Annotated in this window: 22 protein-coding genes and 1 other RNA gene; 11 read left to right on the forward strand and 12 right to left on the reverse strand. The window is 53.3% G+C overall.

From position 1 onward, the window contains the following. Positions 1–4: 4 nt before the first annotated feature. The 5 genes from lepA to rpoE form a co-directional block, all read right to left on the reverse strand. The gene (gene lepA, locus K5Y33_RS10190) at positions 5–1,804 is read right to left on the reverse strand and encodes a translation elongation factor 4 (protein ID WP_101763458.1); all 1,800 of its coding nucleotides are present in this window, start codon (positions 1,802–1,804) and stop codon (positions 5–7) included. 218 nt (positions 1,805–2,022) lie between these two features. Beyond that, positions 2,023–2,487 carry a SoxR-reducing system protein RseC gene (gene rseC / locus K5Y33_RS10195; protein ID WP_061718009.1) on the reverse strand — a complete coding sequence of 155 codons (465 nt, stop codon included), beginning with the start codon at positions 2,485–2,487 and terminating at the stop codon, positions 2,023–2,025. After that, complete coding sequence (gene rseB, locus K5Y33_RS10200) at positions 2,484–3,440, reverse strand: sigma-E factor regulatory protein RseB (RefSeq protein WP_222233817.1); 957 nt, start codon at positions 3,438–3,440, stop codon at positions 2,484–2,486. The genes rseC and rseB overlap by 4 nt, the downstream gene beginning before the upstream one ends. Continuing rightward, positions 3,440–4,096 carry an anti-sigma-E factor RseA gene (rseA, locus tag K5Y33_RS10205; protein ID WP_222233818.1) on the reverse strand — a complete coding sequence of 219 codons (657 nt, stop codon included), beginning with the start codon at positions 4,094–4,096 and terminating at the stop codon, positions 3,440–3,442. The genes rseB and rseA overlap by 1 nt, the downstream gene beginning before the upstream one ends. A gap of 27 nt (positions 4,097–4,123) precedes the next feature. Further along, positions 4,124–4,702 carry an RNA polymerase sigma factor RpoE gene (rpoE, locus tag K5Y33_RS10210; RefSeq protein WP_007886161.1) on the reverse strand — a complete coding sequence of 193 codons (579 nt, stop codon included), beginning with the start codon at positions 4,700–4,702 and terminating at the stop codon, positions 4,124–4,126. Between the two features lie 440 nt (positions 4,703–5,142). Here rpoE and nadB point away from each other — a divergent pair, with 440 nt between their 5' ends. Further along, a complete protein-coding gene (gene nadB / locus K5Y33_RS10215) occupies positions 5,143–6,780 on the forward strand; it encodes an L-aspartate oxidase (protein ID WP_222233819.1) in 1,638 nt (545 codons plus the stop codon). Here the strand turns inward: nadB and K5Y33_RS10220 are convergent. Further along, positions 6,746–7,495 carry a tRNA1(Val) (adenine(37)-N6)-methyltransferase gene (locus tag K5Y33_RS10220; RefSeq protein ID WP_222184422.1) on the reverse strand — a complete coding sequence of 250 codons (750 nt, stop codon included), beginning with the start codon at positions 7,493–7,495 and terminating at the stop codon, positions 6,746–6,748. The two genes, nadB and K5Y33_RS10220, sit on opposite strands and share 35 nt — an antisense overlap. Positions 7,496–7,636: 141 nt before the next feature. Between K5Y33_RS10220 and srmB the strand changes: the two genes are divergently transcribed. After that, complete coding sequence (gene srmB / locus K5Y33_RS10225) at positions 7,637–8,965, forward strand: ATP-dependent RNA helicase SrmB (RefSeq protein ID WP_137386305.1); 1,329 nt, start codon at positions 7,637–7,639, stop codon at positions 8,963–8,965. A 186-nt stretch (positions 8,966–9,151) separates the two neighbouring features. Here srmB and grcA read toward each other — a convergent pair whose 3' ends face one another. Next, positions 9,152–9,535, reverse strand: a complete 384-nt coding sequence (gene grcA, locus K5Y33_RS10230; protein ID WP_222233820.1) for an autonomous glycyl radical cofactor GrcA — start codon at positions 9,533–9,535, stop codon at positions 9,152–9,154. Between the two features lie 265 nt (positions 9,536–9,800). Here grcA and ung point away from each other — a divergent pair, with 265 nt between their 5' ends. Then, on the forward strand, positions 9,801–10,478 hold the full coding sequence (gene ung, locus K5Y33_RS10235; RefSeq protein ID WP_110868280.1) for a uracil-DNA glycosylase: 678 nt from the start codon (positions 9,801–9,803) through the stop codon (positions 10,476–10,478). A gap of 46 nt (positions 10,479–10,524) precedes the next feature. Here the strand turns inward: ung and grpE are convergent, their stop codons facing one another. After that, positions 10,525–11,103: a nucleotide exchange factor GrpE gene (gene grpE, locus K5Y33_RS10240; RefSeq protein ID WP_110868296.1), complete on the reverse strand. Its 579-nt coding sequence runs from the start codon at positions 11,101–11,103 to the stop codon at positions 10,525–10,527. A gap of 122 nt (positions 11,104–11,225) precedes the next feature. On the opposite strand from grpE, the gene nadK reads away from it, so the two are divergent. From nadK to bamE, 3 genes are all read left to right on the forward strand, one after another. After that, positions 11,226–12,104: an NAD(+) kinase gene (nadK, locus tag K5Y33_RS10245; protein ID WP_061718023.1), complete on the forward strand. Its 879-nt coding sequence runs from the start codon at positions 11,226–11,228 to the stop codon at positions 12,102–12,104. Positions 12,105–12,189: 85 nt separating this feature from the next. Then, positions 12,190–13,851: a DNA repair protein RecN gene (gene recN / locus K5Y33_RS10250; RefSeq protein WP_154155625.1), complete on the forward strand. Its 1,662-nt coding sequence runs from the start codon at positions 12,190–12,192 to the stop codon at positions 13,849–13,851. A 187-nt stretch (positions 13,852–14,038) separates the two neighbouring features. Further along, on the forward strand, positions 14,039–14,386 hold the full coding sequence (bamE, locus tag K5Y33_RS10255; RefSeq protein WP_101763449.1) for an outer membrane protein assembly factor BamE: 348 nt from the start codon (positions 14,039–14,041) through the stop codon (positions 14,384–14,386). Positions 14,387–14,440: 54 nt separating this feature from the next. On the opposite strand, the gene K5Y33_RS10260 is transcribed toward bamE, so the two are convergent. Both K5Y33_RS10260 and K5Y33_RS10265 read right to left on the reverse strand, forming a co-directional pair. Beyond that, positions 14,441–14,731 carry an RnfH family protein gene (locus K5Y33_RS10260; RefSeq protein ID WP_110868282.1) on the reverse strand — a complete coding sequence of 97 codons (291 nt, stop codon included), beginning with the start codon at positions 14,729–14,731 and terminating at the stop codon, positions 14,441–14,443. Beyond that, on the reverse strand, positions 14,724–15,158 hold the full coding sequence (locus K5Y33_RS10265) for a type II toxin-antitoxin system RatA family toxin (RefSeq protein WP_008101549.1): 435 nt from the start codon (positions 15,156–15,158) through the stop codon (positions 14,724–14,726). Before K5Y33_RS10265 ends, K5Y33_RS10260 begins: the two co-directional genes overlap by 8 nt. Before the next feature lie 159 nt (positions 15,159–15,317). On the opposite strand from K5Y33_RS10265, the gene smpB reads away from it, so the two are divergent. From smpB to K5Y33_RS10280, 3 genes are all read left to right on the forward strand, one after another. Further along, positions 15,318–15,800: an SsrA-binding protein SmpB gene (gene smpB, locus K5Y33_RS10270; RefSeq protein ID WP_007886141.1), complete on the forward strand. Its 483-nt coding sequence runs from the start codon at positions 15,318–15,320 to the stop codon at positions 15,798–15,800. 44 nt (positions 15,801–15,844) lie between these two features. Beyond that, positions 15,845–16,207: a transfer-messenger RNA gene (ssrA, locus tag K5Y33_RS10275) on the forward strand. 107 nt (positions 16,208–16,314) lie between these two features. Further along, positions 16,315–17,169 carry a PA4780 family RIO1-like protein kinase gene (locus tag K5Y33_RS10280; protein WP_101763447.1) on the forward strand — a complete coding sequence of 285 codons (855 nt, stop codon included), beginning with the start codon at positions 16,315–16,317 and terminating at the stop codon, positions 17,167–17,169. Here K5Y33_RS10280 and K5Y33_RS10285 read toward each other — a convergent pair. Continuing rightward, complete coding sequence (locus K5Y33_RS10285; RefSeq protein WP_222233821.1) at positions 17,136–17,303, reverse strand: hypothetical protein; 168 nt, start codon at positions 17,301–17,303, stop codon at positions 17,136–17,138. The genes K5Y33_RS10280 and K5Y33_RS10285 overlap by 34 nt on opposite strands. A 224-nt stretch (positions 17,304–17,527) precedes the next feature. Between K5Y33_RS10285 and K5Y33_RS10290 the strand changes: the two genes are divergently transcribed. Both K5Y33_RS10290 and K5Y33_RS10295 read left to right on the forward strand, forming a co-directional pair. Next, positions 17,528–17,884, forward strand: coding sequence for a hypothetical protein (locus K5Y33_RS10290; protein WP_110868297.1), 357 nt, complete (start codon positions 17,528–17,530; stop codon positions 17,882–17,884). 122 nt (positions 17,885–18,006) lie between these two features. Further along, a complete protein-coding gene (locus K5Y33_RS10295) occupies positions 18,007–18,666 on the forward strand; it encodes an epoxyqueuosine reductase QueH (protein ID WP_008101584.1) in 660 nt (219 codons plus the stop codon). 134 nt (positions 18,667–18,800) lie between these two features. On the opposite strand, the gene mgtA is transcribed toward K5Y33_RS10295, so the two are convergent. Further along, positions 18,801–21,524: a magnesium-translocating P-type ATPase gene (gene mgtA / locus K5Y33_RS10300; protein ID WP_222233822.1), complete on the reverse strand. Its 2,724-nt coding sequence runs from the start codon at positions 21,522–21,524 to the stop codon at positions 18,801–18,803. Positions 21,525–21,844 lie beyond the last annotated feature (320 nt).

Here is a 21,844-nt window from a genome sequence, read left to right on the forward strand (position 1 = left end):
ATCCTTATTTGCTGTCTTTACCGACATGCAGAATGGCAAGGAATGCTTCCTGCGGCAGCTCAACGTTGCCGACCTGCTTCATTCGCTTCTTACCGTCTTTCTGCTTCTGCAACAGTTTCTTCTTACGGCTCACGTCACCGCCATAGCATTTCGCCAGGACGTTTTTACGCAGCTGTTTTACCGTTGAGCGAGCGATAATGTGGTTGCCGATTGCCGCCTGAATCGCAATATCGAACTGCTGACGTGGGATCAGATCTTTCATCTTCTCCACCAGGTCGCGGCCACGATATTGTGAGTTATCACGGTGAGTAATCAGCGCCAGCGCATCAACACGTTCTGAGTTAATCATCACGTCGACACGCACCATGTCAGAGGTCTGGAAACGTTTGAAGTTGTAATCCAGCGAAGCATAACCGCGCGAGGTTGATTTCAGACGGTCGAAGAAGTCAAGAACCACTTCCGCCATCGGAATCTCATACGTCAGCGCAACCTGCTTGCCGTGGTAAACCATGTTGGTTTGCACGCCACGTTTTTCAATACACAGCGTAATGACGTTGCCGAGGAACTCCTGCGGCAGCAGCATGTGACACTCAGCAATCGGCTCACGCAGCTCGGCAATATTATTCAGCGGTGGCAGCTTCGACGGGCTATCTACATAGATAGTTTCACCGTCGGTGGTTTCCACTTCATACACTACGGTTGGTGCAGTGGTGATCAGATCCAGATCGTATTCACGCTCCAGACGTTCCTGAATGATCTCCATGTGCAGCAGACCAAGGAAGCCGATGCGGAAACCGAAGCCCAGCGCCGTTGAGCTCTCTGGCTCGTAGAACAGTGACGCATCGTTCAGGCTCAATTTGCCCAGCGCATCACGGAACGCTTCATAGTCGTCAGAACTGATTGGGAACAGACCGGCGTAAACCTGTGGCTTCACTTTCTTGAAGCCAGGCAACACTTTCTCCGCCGGATTGCGCTGCAAGGTTAGCGTATCGCCCACCGGTGCGCCGAGGATGTCTTTAATCGCACACACCAGCCAGCCTACTTCACCGCAGTTCAGCTCGTTGCGATCAACACGCTTCGGCGTGAAGATGCCGAGACGGTCAGCGTTGTAGCTTTGACCGGAGCTCATGACTTTAACTTTGTCACCTTTACGCAGCGTGCCGTTCTTAATACGAATCAGCGATACCACGCCAAGGTAGTTATCGAACCAGGAATCGATGATCAGCGCCTGCAGCGGGCCTTCCGGATCGCCTTCTGGCGGCGGGATGTCACGCACCAGACGTTCCAGCACGTCGGGTACGCCGACGCCGGTTTTCGCCGAGCAACGCACCGCATCGGTCGCGTCAATGCCGACGATATCTTCAATCTCTTCCGCTACACGTTCTGGATCGGCGGCAGGCAGGTCGATTTTGTTCAGTACCGGTACCACTTCCAGATCCATTTCCATTGCGGTGTAGCAGTTTGCCAGCGTCTGAGCTTCAACGCCCTGCCCTGCATCGACCACCAGCAATGCTCCTTCACACGCCGCCAGCGAGCGGGAAACTTCATACGAGAAGTCAACGTGACCGGGAGTATCGATAAAATTGAGCTGGTAAGTTTCACCGTCCTGCGCTTTGTAATCGAGCGTCACGCTCTGCGCTTTGATGGTAATGCCGCGCTCGCGTTCCAGATCCATGGAATCCAGAACCTGCGCCGCCATCTCACGATCGCTCAGGCCACCACAAATTTGAATCAAACGGTCAGAGAGCGTTGATTTGCCGTGGTCAATGTGAGCGATGATGGAGAAATTTCGTATGTGCTTCATTTATATGAATATCTTCACGTAGAAAATCAGTGGGAAACTTGAGCACGAACACATTCAGGAAAGTGAGCTTAACCCGGAACCCTGTCGGCCTCATTAATGACGACGCATATTACACTGTTAACGCCGCGCGTTAAAGAATGGAACTGTGGGGAATCGCAACAGATTTCAGCGGTTAAGCTGATTGGGAAAGGCCGCATCAAACGCGGCCTGGACGGGGATCAAGCTTCGCTTTCCACGCGCAACGCATCAGGCGGTAACGCAACGCTGAGAATCACCGGCTGGAAAGCCTCGCGATCGCCGAAGAGTTTGGATACCCCTTTCGCCACGATAAAGCCGCCAATGCCGCCCAACAGCGCGCCACAGGCCGCAGCCAGATCGCTGGCGAACAGCATCTGGAAGATGCCAGCCACTAAAAACAGGCCAAACAGCGGCGTCATGTAAACCAGCAAGGCAGAGCCCAGCAGGCTGCTTTCGCGGATGCCTAACTCAATGCGCTGGCCGGGTTGCAACGGCTCCGCGCTGGCGATAGTCATCACGTGGGCATTTTTCGGCCCCAGCTGATTAAGCGCATGGCTGCCGCAGCCTTTACGCGCCGAGCAGCTGTTACAAGACGTTTTCGCTTCCGTGTGCAGAGTGGCAATGCCTTCTTTCCACGCCACCACGGTGGCCCATTCTTTCATCATTTTGGTGAACCCGAATCTATGCTGTCCGCAATACGTTTGGCAGTGGCTGGCGGTAACTCGCCCACCACCGTGATTTCGTTATTATTGCGCACTTCTGTCTGCACCGTGCGACGTCCAGTGCGCAATGCCTGCACGCTGCTGCTTTTATCTGCTGGCGTAACATTAATGGCAAAGCTAAACAGGCCATCGCTGTACAGGCGCGATTCGACAGTTTTGTTCATCGACGGAATATCGCGGCGACTTTGTGAGATCAGTTTCATGCCCGCCGGAAGCCAGTTTGGCTGCCAGCTGAGTTCCACTTTGTCACCGGCCGGTAACGACAGCGATGGCGGCAAGTTGGCCTTCTCCAGCCCTTGCATCAGATTGCGTACGCCTTCGTCGACGGCAAAGCTGATGACGCGGAATTGTTCCAGCGTTTCACCGTCCCGATCAAGCAGATCGATACGCAGCGGCAATTTAGTGTCCACATCCAGCCACACGACATAGCTGTAGCGCGTGCCATCGCGTGACACGATGCGCACCACTTCACACATCTGATCGGCCATGCGCGAACGGCCCACCGGAATGAAATCGTAGGCCTCACCCAAACGGGAGAAGTCGGCGAACATCAAACCAGGTAAAGCATCGATAATGTGATTGCCCGGCAGCGAGAAGGGATCTAATCCCGGCTCGAAATAGCTGATGTCGTTTCCGCGCTGAATCACTTCACGGCGCGGCCCGTCCATCTGCAACAGTTGGGCGAAGATACGATTGTCGATAACCGCGTGACGATAACGCAGAGATTCAATGCCAAGACGCGAGACATTGATGTAGGCAAATTCGTAGTTGAGGTTCTGGCTTGCCTGCTCCATCTGTTGCAACAACGCCCCGGACGCAGAGTTCTGCGCCGAGGCGATAGATGAGCAAAACAGGCTGCCTGCCAGCAGGCTAACGGCACACCAAAGCTGCTTCATTACTGCTGCTGAGTTCCTAACGACTGATTTCCGGGAACATTAGCCTGAGCCTGTTGCGGATCGTTTTTCTCAAACTGAACCTGATCGGCATGCAGACGACGTTGCAGTTCATAATCCTGCAGCATGGCATTCACGCGGCGACGCTGTTCCTGCACCTGCTGATTAGAGCTGTTGGTGTCGAAGGCTTCAGAAGGCACGCCTAAGCTGACCGGCGACGCTTTACCCATCATCGGCAAGGTGTTGAATGCCGGTGAATCGGATGCTTCAGTCGCGCTGCCGGTTGGAGAGCTATTGTAGTGCTGAACACCGACAATCACCGCCAGTGAGACGCACGCAGCCACACCAACTTGCGTCAGCTGTGCCGCCCAACTGCCACCACGACGCCAGAACGGCATCTTCTCGTAGCGTGACGGTTCAGGCTGCGCTTCAGGGATCAGCGAAGTGACTTTGCGTGCCGGCTCGTTTTCGATGGCCGCCGCCACACGTGCGGAGATATCAAAATGCAGCACTTCTCCGATATCACCGCGTAAGGTGTCGCGAATGAGATGGTAGCTTTCCCAGCTGTGCTGAAGATCTGCATCCTTCGACAACGATACCAACAGCTCGTTATCTAAAGTTTCACCATCCATTAAAGCGGAAAGTTTTTCTTTCTGCATGCCTTGGTACCCTTCCAGTAGCCGTTATCACTGACGTTGGATAAGCGGTTGAACTTTATTATCAATAGCCTCTCGTGCACGGAAGATACGCGAACGTACGGTACCGACCGGACAATCCATGATGACGGCAATCTCTTCGTAACTCAGACCATCCAATTCCCTGAGGGTAATGGCCATACGAAGATCTTCGGGAAGCGCCTCAATGGTACGAAAGACGATTTGTTTCAGTTCTTCAGACAACATTAAGTTCTCAGGGTTCGAAATTTCTTTCAGTGCACCCGCACTTTCGAAATTTTCCGCATCGATAGCATCCACATCACTGGATGGCGGACGTCGCCCCTGAGCAACCAGATAATTTTTCGCTGTGTTTACCGCGATGCGGTACAGCCATGTATAAAAGGCGCTGTCGCCACGGAACGATTCCAGTGCGCGATACGCTTTAATAAACGATTCCTGAACCACATCAGGCACATCGCCTGACGGAACATAGCGTGAAACCAGGCTCGCCACTTTATGCTGGTATCGAATCACCAGTAAATTAAAGGACTTTTGATCTCCCTTCTGAACCCGCTCAACGAGAACCTGATCCGTTAACTGCTCGCTCATCCGAGGTAATATCTCCCCAAAACTTTTTTATGCGTAAGTGAACTGCCAGCACATCTCATTATTCTGAGCAAGCATGCGCTTAGAGTGGCCCTTTGGCCCGAAGTTCACTACGACCAGAATTTTCCGTATCGGAACCACGACATCATTGTTGTTGATTGTCTTTCAGTGTAGCGACTTGCCACGCTGGTGGTGTCTTTTGCGGCACCGATAATCGCTGGCAGAGTACCTTATGACGCCGTCATTTTCACCTTTATTCCCTGAATTTTCAGAGTGTTTGATATAAAAAACACATTGTGCTTAATTTCAGAGTTAACTCACTGAATTCACGCTACTATCTCTACCGGCTGAATAATTTTTCCGCGCAGTTGGTTCAAAATACTTCACAGCACCCCCATCACGGCTTATGCTCAAGCCACCTTTTGTTTAGTAAATTAAACATCATGACTTCTCTCCCGGAATATCAGTGTGATGTCCTCATCGTCGGCAGCGGTGCGGCAGGTTTATCGTTAGCGCTGCGCTTAGCGCCGCATTATCAGGTTACCGTGCTGAGTAAAGCGCAGGTGAATGAGGGCTCAACGCTGTATGCGCAGGGCGGGATTGCGGCGGTGTTTGATGAAACGGACAGCATCGAATCACACGTTGAAGACACGCTGGTTGCGGGCGCCGGCTTGTGCGACCGCGATACGGTGAGCTTTATCGCCAGCAACGCGCGTCACTGCGTGCAGTGGCTGATTGATAACGGCGTCGCCTTCGATAAAGAGCCGCAGGCTGAGGGTGAAGCGCGTTACCACCTCACGCGCGAAGGCGGGCACAGCCATCGCCGCATTTTGCATAGCGCCGATGCCACTGGCCGCGCGGTGGAAACCACGCTGGTAAGCCAGGCGCTGAGCCACCCTAACATCCGAATTATTGAACGCACCAATGCGGTGGATTTGATCCTTTCCGATAAGCTTGGCCTGCACGGCAAGCGCCGCGTGGTTGGCGCGTGGATCTGGAACCGTAAACGTGAACAGGTGGAAACCTGCCGCGCGCGCGCCGTGGTGTTAGCCACCGGCGGCGCAGCGAAAGTCTATCAGTACACCACCAATCCGGACGTGGCCTCCGGCGATGGCATTGCCATGGCGTGGCGTGCCGGTTGCCGCGTAGCGAACCTCGAATTTAATCAATTCCATCCCACATGTTTATTCCATCCACAAGCGCAAAACTTCCTGCTGACTGAAGCGCTGCGCGGTGAAGGTGCCTGGCTGTTGCGTCCTGACGGCACTCGCTTTATGCCTGACTTTGATGAGCGTGCCGAGCTGGCACCGCGCGATATTGTGGCGCGTGCCATTGACCATGAGATGAAACGGCTGGGCGTCGATTGCATGTATCTCGACATTAGCCACCAGCCGGAAAGCTTTGTGCGCGCGCACTTCCCGATGATTTACAAAAAATTGCTGACCTTTGGCCTCGATCTCACTAAACAGCCGATTCCGATTGTGCCAGCCGCGCATTACACTTGTGGCGGTGTGATGGTCGATCAGCAAGGCCGTACAGATGTTGACGGACTGTATGCGATTGGCGAAGTGAGTTACACCGGCTTACATGGCGCAAACCGCATGGCGTCCAACTCCCTGCTCGAGTGCCTGGTTTACGGTTGGTCTGCTGCTGAAGATATGATCGCCCGCTTGCCGGACATCGCGGCGGTAGAACATCTGCCCGCGTGGGATGAAAGCCGCGTTGATGATGCCGATGAGCGCGTAGTAATCCAGCATAACTGGCATGAACTGCGATTATTCATGTGGGATTACATGGGAATTGTGCGTACTACCAAACGTCTGGAGCGCGCGCTGCGGCGTATTAATTTGCTGCAACAGGAGATTGACGAGTACTACGCGCACTTCCGCCTCTCTAACAATCTGCTCGAGCTGCGCAATCTGGTACAGGTCGCCGAACTGATGGTGCGCTGTGCGCTGGAGCGCAAGGAGAGCCGAGGGCTGCACTTTACCCTCGACAATCCCGATCTGCTGGATGAAGCGTTACCGACCATCCTGCAGCCCGAAGCTAGCGGAACAGGTAAAAGTCTTTCACCAGGCTGAGCCAGTCTGCTGAATAGCTTTTATCTTCATCACGAATGGCGAGACGTTCCAGCAAGGTTTCGCCGGCGGAGGGAGAAAAGCCTAACACCACGCGATTCGGCGGGCGCTGCGCATAGGCGGCGACATCGTAGCGATAACGCAAATGCCAGCCATCCGCCAGCGCCAGTGAAATCAATGCTTCGCCAGCTTCAGCCGGCAGCACCACGCAAAATAGCCCTTCTTCTTCAATCAACTGGGCGGCACAACGCAGCAGCGTCAGATGGTCGAGCGTAGCGGTGCTGCGTGCGGTATCACGCGCGACACTGCCGGTTGCCATACCGGGCGCAAAAAAAGGCGGATTACTGACGATGAGCGAAAAGCGTTTTTCACACTGTTCGCTCCAGCTGACAATATCCTGATGGTGGACGTGGATGCGATCCGCCCACGGCGAAGCCTGCATATTTTCCTGCGCCTGCTGCGCTGCGCTGGCTTCCAGTTCGACGGCATCAATCTTTACCGAATTGGGCGTACGTTGCGCCAGCATCAGCGCAATCAAGCCACTGCCGCAGCCAATATCGAGGACGCGACGCGCGCCGGCTACTGGCGCCCAGGCCCCGATTAACACGCCATCGGTGCCGACTTTCATCGCACAGCGATCGTGCGCCACGAAAAATTGCTTAAAGGTAAAACCGTCTTTTCTTAACGTCGGCCGCGCGTGCGGCTGGTCCTGAGACATACTTCACTACCATTGAATTTTTTACTGCCGGAAGTGTAACGTGGTGGCGATGGGAATTCACCTGCGCCGGTAATACCTACACAAACAGATGAAGATTATATTCGTTCTGTCTATAATCAGCGCCCCAAACTGAGGTAGACCATGACCGTAACCACATTCTCCGAACTCGAACTCGATGAAAGCCTGCTACAAGCTTTGCAGGAAAAAGGCTTCACTCGCCCTACTGTTATTCAGGCCGAGACCATTCCTGCCGCGCTGGAAGGCCGTGACGTTCTGGGTTCGGCTCCAACCGGGACGGGGAAAACTGCAGCGTTTTTGCTGCCCGCTTTACAGCATTTGCTCGATTTCCCGCGTAAGAAATCAGGCCCACCACGCATTCTGATCATCACCCCAACGCGCGAACTGGCGATGCAGGTTGCCGATCACGCGCGCGAGCTGGCTAAACACACGCATCTGGATATCGCCACCATCACCGGGGGCGTGGCGTATATGAACCATGCCGAAGTGTTCAGTGAAAACCAGGACATCGTCGTCGCGACCACCGGCCGTTTGCTGCAGTACATCAAAGAAGAGAACTTTGACTGCCGCGCCGTAGAAACGCTGATTCTCGATGAAGCTGACCGCATGCTCGATATGGGCTTTGCGCAGGACATCGAAACCATCGCCGCAGAAACCCGCTGGCGCAAACAGACGCTGCTGTTCTCGGCGACGCTGGAAGGTGAGCACATCAAAGACTTCGCCGAGCGTTTGCTCAACGAGCCTGTGTTTATTGAGGCCGACCCAAGCAAAAGCGAACGCAAAAAAATCCAGCAATGGTATTACCGCGCCGATAATTTAGAGCATAAGAACAAGCTGCTGATTCACCTGTTGAAACAGCCAGATGCCACGCGCGTCATTGTGTTTGTGCGCAAACGTGAGCGCCTGCATGAGCTGGTTACCTGGCTTCATGAAGCGGGCATCCGCACCAGCTACCTCGAAGGCGAAATGGTGCAGGTCAACCGTAACGAAGCCATCAAGCGTATGAATGATGGCCGCGTGAAGGTGATGATTGCCACCGACGTTGCTGCGCGCGGTATCGACATCGACGATATCTCGCACGTGATTAACTACGATTTGCCGCGCACCGCAGATACCTATCTGCACCGTATCGGTCGTACCGCGCGTGCGGGCCGTAAAGGTACCGCGATCTCGCTGGTTGAAGCGCACGATCACGTGCTGCTGGGTAAAATCACCCGTTACATCAACGAGCCGTTAAAAGCGCGCGTGATTGATGAGCTGCGTCCAGAAAGCCGTGCGCCAAGTGCTAAAGTGACGGGAAAACCGTCGAAAAAAGCACTTGCGAAGCGTCAAGAGCGTAAAGAGAAAGAACAAGAGAAACCGCGCGTCAAGCAACGTCATCGCGATACCAAAAATGTGGGTAAACGCCGCAAGCCAAGCGGTAGCGATGCACCAAAGTCTGGTGCGGAATAAAACAGCACTCGTTGTAATTAATCGCCTCTTTTGAGGCGATTTTTTTGTTTTAAGCGTAGCGAAAACGCGCTTTCGCTATCATCCGCCCTGAAGAACCGTTCTTTTAAACTCGCCAGATAAAAAAAGCCGCGCCAATCAACATTGGCGCGGCTTGTATTGCTGTGTGTCTTTTCGTCAGCGCTGCAATTACAGGCTTTCGGTGAATGTACGTGTAATCACGTCACGCTGCTGCTCTGGCGTCAGCGCGTTAAAGCGCACGGCATAGCCAGATACGCGAATGGTCAACTGCGGATATTTTTCCGGATGATTGACGGCATCTTCCAGCGTATCGCGGCGCAGCACGTTAACGTTCAGGTGCTGACCACCTTCGATGCGCACCTGCGGTTTCTGCTCAAGTGGAATTTCACGGTAAGCGATTTCGCCGAGATCGCTGATAGCAACAACCTGATCTTCTGCGAAATCCCCTTTGGCGCACAGGCAGCGCGCTTCGGCTTTATCATCGTCCAGCAGCCAGAATGAGTTCAATAGCTGTGGATTATTTGCCTGAGTAATTTGAATACCGGTAATCATAGTAGGTCTCCAGGGCATTACGCTGTCGCAACTGGGCAGCGAGGTTCATAAGGTTTTGGAATGCTGTGGTATATCACTGCAGGAAAAGCGCCGTTTTGACCTGTATCAATTTCGTCCAGTCACGATTACACGCTGAAAACCTAACAAATTGATTCATAACAACTTCGCTAATTAAAATTTTACGTAAATATTCAAATTATTTTTACCCTTCTGCTGTTGAGTCCGACACGTTAAGCTAGGCGCACTATTTTGCAGGGAGTCAACGATGGCTGAGAAGCTGACCTGGCACGACGTGCTGGCTGAAGAGAAAGAGAAACCTTACTTCGTGGAAACGCTGAAAGCGGTGGCCAATGAACGCGCTGCCGGCGTAACGGTGTATCCGCCGCAGAAGGATGTGTTTAATGCCTTTCGGCTGACCGAACTGGGCGATATCAAAGTGGTGATTTTGGGGCAGGATCCCTATCACGGCCCGAATCAGGCGCATGGTCTGGCTTTTTCCGTTCTGCCCGGCGTGGCGATCCCGCCGTCATTACTGAATATGTATAAAGAACTTGAGCAGGATATGCCCGGCTTTGTGCGTCCTACGCACGGTTTTCTTGAAAGCTGGGCAACACAAGGCGTGTTGCTGTTGAACACCGTGTTAACGGTGGAAGCCAGTAAGGCGCATTCGCACGCGCGCTTTGGCTGGGAAACCTTTACCGATAACGTCATCAGCGCCATCAATCAGCATCGCGAAGGGGTAATTTTCTTGCTGTGGGGTTCGCATGCGCAGAAGAAAGGCAGCATCATTGATACGCAGCGTCATCATGTATTGAAAGCGCCGCACCCTTCTCCGCTCTCCGCGCATCGTGGCTTTTTTGGCAGTAAACACTTCTCGCAGGCGAATGCGCTGCTGAGCCAATCGGGCCAGTCACCAATTGACTGGATGCCGGTGTTGCCTTAATAAACAAACGGCCGCATTAAGCGGCCGTTGTTATTACAGCGACAGATTAGCCTTTGGCTTTGGTCACTGCCACCATCGCCGGACGCAGCAGGCGACCATTGAGGGTGTAACCGCGCTGCATCACCATCAGCACGTGATTTGGCGCCATATCTTCTGATTCCATCATCGACATCGCCTGATGGATCTCTGGATTGAATGGCACATTGGTTTCGCCCACCACTTCCACGCCAAACTTACGCACCGCGCCCAGCAGCGACTTCAGCGTCAGCTCGATACCTTCGATCATCGAAGCCAGTTCAGCGTTCTCTTTGTCTGCCATTTCCAGCGCGCGCTCCAGGCTATCGATCACGGGCAGCAGCTCGTTGGCAAATTTCTCCAGCGCAAATTTATGCGCTTTTTCCACATCCATTTCAGTACGGCGACGAATATTTTCGATCTCCGCCTGCGCACGCAGCTGTGCATCACGCACGCCGGTTTGCGACACGGCTAACTCGGCTTCCAGTTGCGCGATACGCTCATCACGCGGATCCACCTCAGCGGTTGTCTCTGCGTCCACGTGCTGCTGATCCTGTTGAATTTCGTCTGAGACTTGCTCGTTTGGGGTGTTCTGTTCTTTACTACTCATGAATTTCTCCGCGTTTTGCACATTCATCTCGCTGGTTGGCTTATTATGGGGATCAGTTTGACGGTTTCAAGTAAACCCATCACATTGCCTGGCCGTTTTGGCTTGTAAGGAACTCGCGCTAAATGAACAAACACTTTAACTGCATCGGGATTGTCGGCCATCCGCGCCATCCTACTGCGTTAACCACCCATGAAATGCTCTGGCGCTGGCTAACGGCAAAGGGTTATGAGGTGATTGTCGAGCAGCAGATTGCGCGCGAACTGGATTTGAAAAATGCCCAAACCGGCAGCCTTGCGGATATTGGTCAACGCGCTGATTTAGCTGTGGTGGTTGGTGGCGATGGCAACATGCTTGGTGCTGCCCGTGTGCTGGCGCGCTATGACATTAAAGTGATTGGCATCAACCGTGGCAACCTCGGTTTTCTCACCGATCTCGATCCGGACAATGCGCAACAGCAGCTGGACGATGTGCTGCAGGGCGATTACTTCGTCGAAAGCCGCTTCTTGCTGGAGGCGCAGGTGTGCAAAGAAGCGTGCTCGCCGCGCATTGGTAGCGCCATTAATGAAGTGGTGCTGCATCCCGGTAAAGTTGCGCATATGATTGAATTCGAAGTCTATATTGATGAGGTTTTTGCCTTTTCACAGCGTTCCGATGGTTTGATTATCTCCACGCCGACCGGCTCCACCGCCTATTCGCTTTCGGCGGGCGGCCCTATTCTGACGCCGTCGCTGGATGCGATTACGCTGGTGCCCATGTTCCCGCATACGCTTTCTGCGCGTCCGCTGGTAATCAACAGCAGCAGCACCATCCGCCTGCGTTTTTCTTCCCTGCGCAGCGATCTCGAGATAAGTTGCGACAGCCAGATTGCCTTGCCAATTCAGGAAGGTGAAGATGTCCTGATCCGCCGTAGCGCCAATCATCTCAATCTTATCCATCCTAAAAATTACAACTATTTTAATACCTTAAGTTCAAAGCTGGGCTGGTCTAAAAAATTGTTCTGAAAATCAGCGCTGACTACTTTACTGTATAAAAAACCAGGATATACTGTACGTAAAACCATATCTGTTTTTACATACAGGTGATTCTATGCTGGCACAATTGACCATCAGTAACTTTGCTATCGTTCGTGAACTGGAGATCGACTTTCATCGTGGTATGACGGCGATCACGGGTGAAACCGGCGCAGGTAAATCTATCGCCATCGATGCGCTGGGCCTGTGTCTGGGCGGCCGCGCTGAAGCAGATATGGTGCGTCAGGGTGCCAGCCGCGCTGATATCTGCGCCCGCTTCCAGCTCAAAGCTTCGCCTTCCGCACAACGCTGGCTGGTGGAGAATCAGCTGGATGAGGGCAATGAGTGTCTGCTGCGGCGTGTGATTAGCGCGGATGGTCGTTCGCGTGGCTTTATCAACGGCACATCGGTGCCGCTGTCGCAGTTGCGTGAACTGGGCCAGTTGCTGATTCAGATTCACGGCCAGCATGCTCACCAGTTGCTGCTCAAATCCGATCACCAAAAACATCTGCTGGATGCGTATGCAGCCCACGATGATTTGCTGTCTGAAATGCGCCAGCACTATCAGCGCTGGCATCAGAGTTGCCGCGCGCTGGCACAACATCAGCAGCTTTCGCAAGAGCGTGAATCCCGTCGCGAGCTACTGCAGTATCAGTTGAAAGAACTCAATGAATTTGCCCCGCAGCTGGGCGAATTTGAACAGATTGATGAAGAGTACAAACGCCTGGCGAACAGTGGCCAGTTGCTCTCCACCAGCCAGCAAGCGCTGCAAATTCTCGCCGATGGGGATGACACCAACCTGCAGAGCCTTCTTTATAGCGCTCGTCACATGCTGGGCGAACTGGTGACGCTGGATAATAAAGTCAGCGGCGTGTTCAATCTGCTGGAGGAAGCCGCGATTCAACTCAGTGAAGCCAGCGATGAACTGCGCCACTACTGCGAACGTCTGGATCTCGATCCCAATCGTCTGCATGAGCTGGAGCAACGTCTGTCACGGCAGATTGCATTGGCGCGTAAGCACCATGTCTCACCTGAAACTTTGCCGGTGCTTTATCAGCAGCTACTGGATGAAGCGGAATTGCTTTCGCAACAAGAGAGCGATCAGGAAACTTTGCAGTCTGAAGTTGTCGCCCACCACAAAGCCGCGTTAGTCAGCGCTGAAAATTTGCATCAACTGCGCGAGCATTCCGCTCAAGAATTGAGCCAGCTGATCACGCAAAGCATGCGCACGCTGGCAATGCCGCACGGCCAGTTTGCGATTGTGCTGGAGTTCAATGCCGATCAACTCACCGCAGATGGTGCAACGCGCATTGATTTCCGCGTTACGACGAACCCAGGCCAGCCGCTCCAGCCGCTGGGCAAAGTGGCATCCGGCGGTGAGCTGTCGCGTATTGCTCTGGCGATTCAGGTGATTACCGCACAGAAAATGGAAACACCGGCAATGATCTTCGATGAAGTAGATGTTGGCATCAGCGGCCCAACCGCCGCTGTTGTCGGTCAAATGCTGCGTCAGCTGGGCGAGTCAACGCAGGTGATGTGTGTCACGCACCTGCCGCAGGTTGCCGGCTGCGGTCATCAGCACTTTTACGTCAGCAAAGAGACCGATGGTGCGATGACAGAAACGCATATGCAGCCGCTGGATAAACGCGCGCGTCTGCAAGAGTTGGCGCGTTTGCTGGGCGGCAGCGAGGTGACGCGCAACACGCTGGCCAACGCTAAAGAACTTTTAGCCGCCTGATACCGCACTTTTTTCCCGGCTGGTGGTCATATGCTTGCTCTGTAGAGGTTTCAAATAGCGAAAAGGTTTATTATCATCGGCAGTTATGTCGTCTGAGTAATAAAGCCTGCCGCAGGCAGAGTTCAGAATTTGATGGCAAAAAAATAGCCTGCTGAAAGGCGTTTGGCCCCAGAAAAGGAATGTATAGATGCGCTGTAAAACGCTGACTGCCGCGGCAGTAGTAATGTTGATGATGACCGCTGGATGTTCCACCCTTGAGCGCGTTGTGTATCGTCCGGATATCAATCAGGGGAATTACCTGGTCGCCAACGATGTGTCGAAGATCCACAATGGCATGACGCAGCAGCAGGTTGCCTACACGCTCGGTACGCCGATGATGCGCGATCCGTTTGGCAGCAACGTTTGGTATTACGTGTTCCGCCAGGAACCAGGCCATGAAGGTGTGAAACAGCAAACGCTGACGCTGACCTTTGACAGCAACGGAACACTGACTAACATCGACAATAAGCCGAAGCTCTCAGGCAAAGAAGGCTAAGTAAACGGCAATAAAAAAGGCGCTTAAGCGCCTTTTTTCGTTTTTACATTCCGACTATTTCTTCTCAGCTGACCGCTCTGCGCGTTGACGCCGTAACTCTTTCGGGTCGGCAATCAGCGGACGATAGATCTCAATGCGATCACCATCCTGGACGGCATCACCCAATTTTACCGGGCGGCTATAAATCCCAACCTTATTCGAGTTCAGGTCAATATCTTTACGCAGTGACAGCAACCCCGAAGCCTTGATCGCTTGCTCAACGGTTGCGCCTTCTTCAAGCGTTACGGCACGCATATACTGCTTATCTGGCAGTGCGTAAACCACTTCCACGCTGATATCAGGCACGATAGACCTCTTTTGCGCGCTGACTGAACGCCTGCACCATGCTGTTTGCCAGCTCTTTAAAGATGCGGCCGAACGCCATTTCTACCAGCATATTGGTGAACTCAAAATCGAGGTTCAACTCAACCTTGCAGGCATCATCACCTAATGAAGTGAAATGCCAGCCGCCGGTCAATTTACGAAACGGGCCATCAACCAACTGCATCAATATGCTTTGGTTGCTGATCAGCGTGTTGCGCGTGGTGAAAGTTTTACTGATGCCCGCTTTCGAGACATCAACGGCCGCGGTCATTTGATCTCCGCTGTTATCCAGCACGCGACTGCCGGTGCAACCCGGCAGAAACTGAGGATAAGCATCCACGTCATTCACAAGACGGTACATCTGTTCAGCGCTATAAGGGACCAGCGCTGAACGACTAATCTGGGCCATAATGGTTCCTGTTCATCACAAAACCATTGAATAATACCATTTTCAGTCACCAAACAAAAATTCACGGCTTTGCTTGCTGTGCTAAAATGGAGTGTTTTTTACCGCCCTGCAGGACAGGGGATGCGCCCATAAACTGAGTGATGTAGACTACGCCGCACTATGACAAAGAAAAAAGTTAACAAACCCGGTTCAGCCACTATTGCCCTCAATAAACGCGCACGTCATGAATACTTCATTGAAGAAGAGTTCGAGGCGGGTATGTCGTTGCAAGGATGGGAAGTCAAATCACTCCGTGCCGGTAAGGCTAACATCAGCGATAGCTACATTCTGTTGCGCGATGGTGAAGCTTACCTGTTCGGCTCTACTTTCCAGCCGCTGGCGGTTGCTTCGACGCATGTGGTGTGTGATCCCACGCGAAGCCGCAAGCTGCTGCTGAAACAACGCGAACTCGATTCGCTGTACGGTCGCGTCAACCGCGAAGGTTTTACCGTGGTTGCGCTGTCGATGTACTGGAAAAATGCCTGGGCCAAACTGAAAATCGGTGTGGCGCGCGGTAAGAAAGAGCACGACAAGCGTGACGACGTGAAAGAGCGCGAATGGAAGATGGACAAAGCGCGTATTATGAAGAATTCAAAGCGTTAAGCGCTGGATTTTGGCGTCGCTTGTCTGTAGTATTGAAATTTCTTGGGGCTGATTCTGGACTCGACGGGATTGTGAAGCCTTAGGAGCATGCCGAGGGGCGGTTTGCCTCGTAAAAAGCCGCAAAAAAATAGTCGCAAACGACGAAAACTACGCTTTAGCAGCTTAATAACCTGCTTTGAAGCCCTCTCTCCCTAGCTTCCGCTCTTAAGACGGGGATCAAGAGAGGTCAAACCCAAAAGAGATCGTGTGGATGCCTTGCCTGGGGTTGAAGCACTAAATCTAATCAGGCTAGTTTGTCAGTGGCGTGTCTGTCCGCAGCTGGCCGGCGAATGTAAAGACTGACTAAGCATGTAGTGCCGACGGTGTAGTAATTTCGGACGCGGGTTCAACTCCCGCCAGCTCCACCAAAATTCTCCATCGATGATCACCAGAGTCATTCGATGAAGTCCTAAGAGCCCGTATGGCGCAAGCCTTACGGGCTTTTTTGTATCTGGACTCTTTCAAGGCGACTCGCATGAAAATCCCAAACCGACTCCAGCCTCTCGTTGATGATGGCCTGGTAGATGAAGTACTACAAAGACTAAGAAGCGGCAAAGAAGCTGACGTTTATACCGTGTTAACGGGCGGCAAAATCCAGTGTGCGAAAGTTTACAAGGACGCCACACAACGAAGTTTCAAGCAGGCCGTGCATTATCAGGAAGGGCGCAAAGTCCGCAACAGCCGTAATTCACGTGCGATGCAAAAAGGGTCGAAATTCGGGCGCAAGCAGCAAGAAGAGACCTGGCAAAGCGCGGAAGTTGATGCGTTATTCCGCCTGGCGAATGCTGGCGTACGCGTCCCGCAGCCCTACATTTGCATCGACGGCGTTTTGTTGATGGAGCTGGTCACAGACGCAGAAGGTCTGGTTGCGCCACGCCTGAGCGATGTGTTCCTGACCGAAGAGAACGCCCTGAAGGATTTCGATACCATGATCCGCAATATCGTGCGCATGCTGTGCGCCGGCATTGTTCATGGTGATCTGTCGGAATTCAACGTGCTGCAGGATGCCAACGGACCGGTGATTATCGACTTGCCACAAGCGGTTGATGCCGCGGCAAACAACCACGCTGAATCGATGTTTGAGCGCGATGTGAACAATATCACCGCCTATTACGGGCAATATGCTCCGCAGATTTTGCAAACGCGCTATGCGAAAGAGATCTGGCAGTTATATGAAGATGGAAAGCTGACGCCAGAAACGCCGCTCACCGGTCTCTTCGTAGAAGAGGTGCATGAAGTGGATATGAACTCATTGATGGATGAGATCATCGCCGCCGAAGATGAGTTCTATGATCGTCAGCGCGCCGCTAAAGAGCGCGACGAAGAGTAGAGGCGGCTCCACAGCTCAGGCAGGCTGGCGATAAACGCCTCGGCTATCGCGTGTTTATTGCCACCCGGATTCCACAACGTTACCAGCGTAACTTTCAATCCCTGATTGCCAACCTCGGTACGCAACCGTTGCACGTTGCGCCACTGCTATGCTGCGCCAGACAGATAGCAGATTAATATTGCAGCGCCACCGCTCAGGTGGCTCTTATCCCTTCCTGCAACAACCTAAAATGCTATCTACTGGTGATTTTGCCAGCGAAACTAGACCTTTTTCATTCCTGGTTTATTCTTAAATCTTTCCATCCCGGCCTGTGCCAGGATGATTACCTGAGACGACATATTTCATGAAAGAGGGAATTATGAAAAAGACCATTATTGCACTGTCAGCCATTCTGATGGCATCTTCGGCTTTTGCCGCGACCACACATGCAACTGATGAAACTGTCGCTAACGCGCAGGCCGGTGCGAATACCGCCAAAGAAAAACTGCATCAGGCGCAGAACGAAGGTAAAGAGCAGCAGCTGAAAGCGAAGCATGCTGCAGAAGGCAAAAGCGATAACCTGACCAGCAAAGCCAGCGAAGGTACGCAGAAAGCCTGGAACAAAACCAAAGAAGGTTCTGAGAAAGGTTGGGATGCCACCAAAGAAGGCACGCAGAAAGGCTGGAATAAAACCAAAGAAGGTGCCAGCGATCTGAAAAAGAAAGTGACTGAATAAGGTTCGTCGCTCAATCCAGAGGCCGCGTTTGCGGCCTTTTTTATTGTCTGTTTTCCTCAACTTTGCATCTTTAACGCTATCCCCTTAGACTTTACCCAACACTCCATTAACCAATAATGCTCATGTCTGACACCTTTACCCGCCAGCCGCTGCCCTTGCCCAACGGTCATAACAAAGTCCTGTTGCACTCCTGCTGTGCGCCCTGCTCGGGCGAAGTGATGGAAGCAATGCTGGCTTCCGGCATCGATTACACCATCTTCTTCTACAACCCAAACATTCATCCGCTGAAAGAGTATGAGCTGCGTAAAGAGGAGAATATCCGCTTTGCCGAGCAGTTTGGCGTGCCCTTTGTTGATGCCGATTACGACAAAGACAATTGGTTTGAGCGGGCGCGTGGCATGGAGTGGGAACCGGAACGTGGCGTGCGCTGCACCATGTGTTTCGACATGCGCTTTGAACGCACCGCGCTGTATGCACATGAAAACGGTTTCCCGGTGATCACCAGTTCACTCGGCATTTCGCGCTGGAAGAATATGCAGCAGATTAACGATTGCGGCGTGCGCGCGGCGGCGCACTATCCCGATATGCTTTATTGGGAGTTCAACTGGCGGAAAGGTGGCGGCTCGTCACGCATGATTGAGATCAGCAAGCGCGAACGTTTCTATCAGCAGGAGTATTGCGGCTGCATCTACTCGCTGCGCGACAGCAATCGCCATCGTGTAGCTAGCGGCCGCGAGCGCATTGAGATCGGCGTGCAGTATTACCAGCCCGACGAAGAGTAAAGAAAAGGGCAGGAAATCCTGCCCTTTTTTCATTAACGAAACACCAGCGTTAACACCACCATGACAACCATCATCATTATCAGGTGAAACACCACCTTATTGAGATTGCGGTTACGCATTTCACCTCCATGTGTTTAAAACCATTGGCCAAAGCGCTTGATGTAGAGCATTTTCATGCCCTGCGCAACCACGCAATAACCGAGCAGCGTTGCCACCAGCCATGGGAAGTAAGACCATGGCAGCGGCACCAATCCCACCATCGCACCCAGCGGTGAGAACGGCAGCAGAATGCCGGCGATCATCACACACGCAGTGGTCAGCAGCACCGGCAGCGCCGCACGGCTCTGGATAAACGGAATCTTTTGCGTGCGCAGCATGTGCACCACCAGCGTTTGCGACAGCAAGCCTTCAATAAACCAGCCGGACTGGAACAGCGACTGCATTTCTGGCGTATTCGCCGCGAACACGAACCACATCAGCGCAAAAGTGGTGATATCGAAAATCGACGACGTTGGCCCAATCCACAACATGAAGCGTTTGATATTACGCGCGTCCCATTTACGCGGCTTACGCAGGAACTCGCGGTCCATTTTGTCCCACGGCAGTGCCAGCTGGGACAGATCGTACATCAGGTTCTGAATCAGCAGATGAATCGCCAGCATCGGCAGGAACGGAATAAAGGCGCTCGCCACCAACACCGAGAACACGTTGCCGAAGTTCGAGCTGGCGGTCATGTTCAGGTACTTAATGATGTTGCCGAAGGTTTCGCGTCCCTTCATTACGCCCTCTTCCAGCACCATCAAATCTTTTTCCAGCAGGATGATATCGGAGGACTCTTTAGCGATGTCCGCCGCGCTATCAACGGAAATCCCCACATCGGCATCACGCAGCGCCGGCGCATCATTAATCCCGTCGCCGAGGAAGCCAACGGTGTGGCCCTGCTGCTGAAGCGCGCGCAGGATGCGTGATTTCTGCAGCGGCGTGAGTTTAGCGAATACCGCACTCTGTGCGGCGGCGTCTGCCAACTGCTCGTCGCTCATCAGGGCAATTTGGTCGCCGGTGACGATCGCGCCGCTGTCGATGCCAACCTGCTGGCAAATGCGCGCGGTCACCACTGGATTATCGCCGGTCAGCACTTTGACGCTAACGCCATTGTCGCGCAGCGCGCCGATGGCTTTGGCGGCGCTCTCTTTCGGTGGATCAAGGAAGGTCAGCAGCCCTTCTACCGTTAAGCCTTGCTCATCCGCCACGCTCAGCGGCTGCTGTAAACCCGGATCCGCCAGCACGCGGCTCGCCACCAGCAGCACGCGAAAACCCTGCTCATTGTATTGATGAGCCAGCGCCAGCAGTTCTGCACGACGCGTTTCGTTCAGCGGCTGCACCAGTTTGCCTTCACGCTCGGCAGTCGCGATGCTCAGCATCTCTTCCACCGCGCCTTTGCAGATCAGCATCTGTTGATTGAGACGACGATCGCGCACCACCACCGAGACGCGACGGCGAATGAAATCAAACGGCAGTTCATCCACTTTGATATAGGTATCGCTCACCGCTTCGCTGACGCGGTTTTTGCCGTACTGCAAAATGGCGCGATCCATCAGATTCAGCGTGCCGCTTTGATAGTGGCTGTTAAGCCAGCTCAGCATCAGCACGCGTGAGTTCTCCACGCCAGCACAATCCAGATGATGCTCCAGAATGATGTTGTCCTGCGTCAGCGTGCCGGTTTTGTCGGTGCAGAGAATATCCATCGCGCCGAGGTTTTGAATCGCATTCAGACGTTTGACGATCACTTTACGCCGCGACATGGCGATGGCGCCTTTCGCCAGGTTGGAGCTGACGATCATCGGCAACATTTCCGGTGTTAAACCTACCGCTACCGCCAGCGCAAACAGTGAAGCATCCAGCCAGTCGCCTTTGGTTAGGCCATTAATCAGCAACACCACCGGTACCATCACCAACATGAAGCGGATCAGCAGCCAGCTCACGCTGTTGACGCCGCGGTCAAAGGCGGTTTGTGAGCGATTACCCACAATCGATTTCGCCAGGCTACCGAAGTAAGTTTCGCTGCCGGTTGCCACTACCACCGCTTTGGCGCTGCCGCTGGACACGTTGGTGCCCATCAGGCAGACGCTGCCCAGTTCCAGCAGCGATGTGCCCTGTTCGCTGGCACCGCTGCTTTTGCTGGTGACGTGGCCGGTGACGTCATATTTCTCAACCGGTAACGATTCGCCGGTCAAAATCGCCTGGCTGATAAACAGATCGCGTGAATCCAGCAGCCGCACATCGGCTGGCACCAAATCCCCCGCCGACAGATAGATGATGTCACCCGGCACCAGCGTGGCGATATCGACTTCCTGTTTGAGCGGCGCTTGTTGCGCTGACTCACGACGCAGCACCGTGGCGGTGGTGCGCACCATCGATTTCAGCGCCTGCGCCGCTTTATTGGTACGGAACTCCTGCCAGAAGCGCAGCAAACCGCTGAGCGTTACCATCGTCACAATGATGATGACACCGGTCAGATCGGTCTCCTCGCCGTTGCGCAGCGGCAGCCAGAAATCAGTGAAAAAGCTCACCAGCGCCAGCGCCATCAGGACATAGATAAACGGATTGTTGAATGCCTGCAGCAACTGCAACAACGCCGGTGGCGCTTTGTCGTGTTCGACCTGATTGCGGCCGTATACATCCAGGCGCGCCTCGGCTTCACGTTCACTCAGGCCAAGCGCATCGCTGCGCAGACGCACCAGCGTTTCGTCGGCAGTAAAACCGGCTTCATCTTCAATCAGGTAACGCGGTGTTTTTTGACGCGGCTGGCGCGTGGTGTTCCAGGCTTTTTTGTCCTGGTTGAGTTTCATGTCAGTCATAGTGACATTCCTCTTTATTACGGCAATAAAAATCCCTGCGTGCGAGGCACACAAATTAAATTAACGGCAATGCGTTTGTTAAATTAAAAATAACCTGTCGGGAATTTCCATATCACCTCCCGGAAATTAAAGACGAAAAGAGTTGCTCGCAAAATAACGAGTAATAAATAAAGACGAAGGTAAACACCACGCAATCGAACAGCGAAAAGCCGTCTAATGTGCAGCGCAAATCAGCACGCTGAGGTTCAGCGCGCGTATCGAGGCGGAGGGAAAAGTGTGTTAAAAATCATGTGCATGATGATATCCCCACGGGCTTTGGC

Origin of the sequence: Pantoea sp. DY-17 (genome assembly GCF_019795975.1) — a bacterium.
In the GTDB taxonomy this organism is placed as follows: Bacteria; Pseudomonadota; Gammaproteobacteria; order Enterobacterales; family Enterobacteriaceae; genus Pantoea; species Pantoea leporis.

Coding starts and splice junctions, on each gene's coding strand:
- smpB (WP_007886141.1), top strand. CDS start 15,318: ATGACAAAGAAAAAAGTTAACAAACCCGGTTCAGCCACTATTGCCCTC.
- nadB (WP_222233819.1), top strand. CDS start 5,143: ATGACTTCTCTCCCGGAATATCAGTGTGATGTCCTCATCGTCGGCAGC.
- recN (WP_154155625.1), top strand. CDS start 12,190: ATGCTGGCACAATTGACCATCAGTAACTTTGCTATCGTTCGTGAACTG.
- rseB (WP_222233817.1), bottom strand. CDS start 3,440: ATGAAGCAGCTTTGGTGTGCCGTTAGCCTGCTGGCAGGCAGCCTGTTT.
- srmB (WP_137386305.1), top strand. CDS start 7,637: ATGACCGTAACCACATTCTCCGAACTCGAACTCGATGAAAGCCTGCTA.
- K5Y33_RS10265 (WP_008101549.1), bottom strand. CDS start 15,158: ATGGCCCAGATTAGTCGTTCAGCGCTGGTCCCTTATAGCGCTGAACAG.
- rpoE (WP_007886161.1), bottom strand. CDS start 4,702: ATGAGCGAGCAGTTAACGGATCAGGTTCTCGTTGAGCGGGTTCAGAAG.
- K5Y33_RS10290 (WP_110868297.1), top strand. CDS start 17,528: ATGAAAAAGACCATTATTGCACTGTCAGCCATTCTGATGGCATCTTCG.
- mgtA (WP_222233822.1), bottom strand. CDS start 21,524: ATGACTGACATGAAACTCAACCAGGACAAAAAAGCCTGGAACACCACG.
- rseA (WP_222233818.1), bottom strand. CDS start 4,096: ATGCAGAAAGAAAAACTTTCCGCTTTAATGGATGGTGAAACTTTAGAT.
- rseC (WP_061718009.1), bottom strand. CDS start 2,487: ATGATGAAAGAATGGGCCACCGTGGTGGCGTGGAAAGAAGGCATTGCC.
- ung (WP_110868280.1), top strand. CDS start 9,801: ATGGCTGAGAAGCTGACCTGGCACGACGTGCTGGCTGAAGAGAAAGAG.
- lepA (WP_101763458.1), bottom strand. CDS start 1,804: ATGAAGCACATACGAAATTTCTCCATCATCGCTCACATTGACCACGGC.
- bamE (WP_101763449.1), top strand. CDS start 14,039: ATGCGCTGTAAAACGCTGACTGCCGCGGCAGTAGTAATGTTGATGATG.
- K5Y33_RS10280 (WP_101763447.1), top strand. CDS start 16,315: ATGAAAATCCCAAACCGACTCCAGCCTCTCGTTGATGATGGCCTGGTA.
- nadK (WP_061718023.1), top strand. CDS start 11,226: ATGAACAAACACTTTAACTGCATCGGGATTGTCGGCCATCCGCGCCAT.
- K5Y33_RS10295 (WP_008101584.1), top strand. CDS start 18,007: ATGTCTGACACCTTTACCCGCCAGCCGCTGCCCTTGCCCAACGGTCAT.
- K5Y33_RS10220 (WP_222184422.1), bottom strand. CDS start 7,495: ATGTCTCAGGACCAGCCGCACGCGCGGCCGACGTTAAGAAAAGACGGT.
- grpE (WP_110868296.1), bottom strand. CDS start 11,103: ATGAGTAGTAAAGAACAGAACACCCCAAACGAGCAAGTCTCAGACGAA.
- grcA (WP_222233820.1), bottom strand. CDS start 9,535: ATGATTACCGGTATTCAAATTACTCAGGCAAATAATCCACAGCTATTG.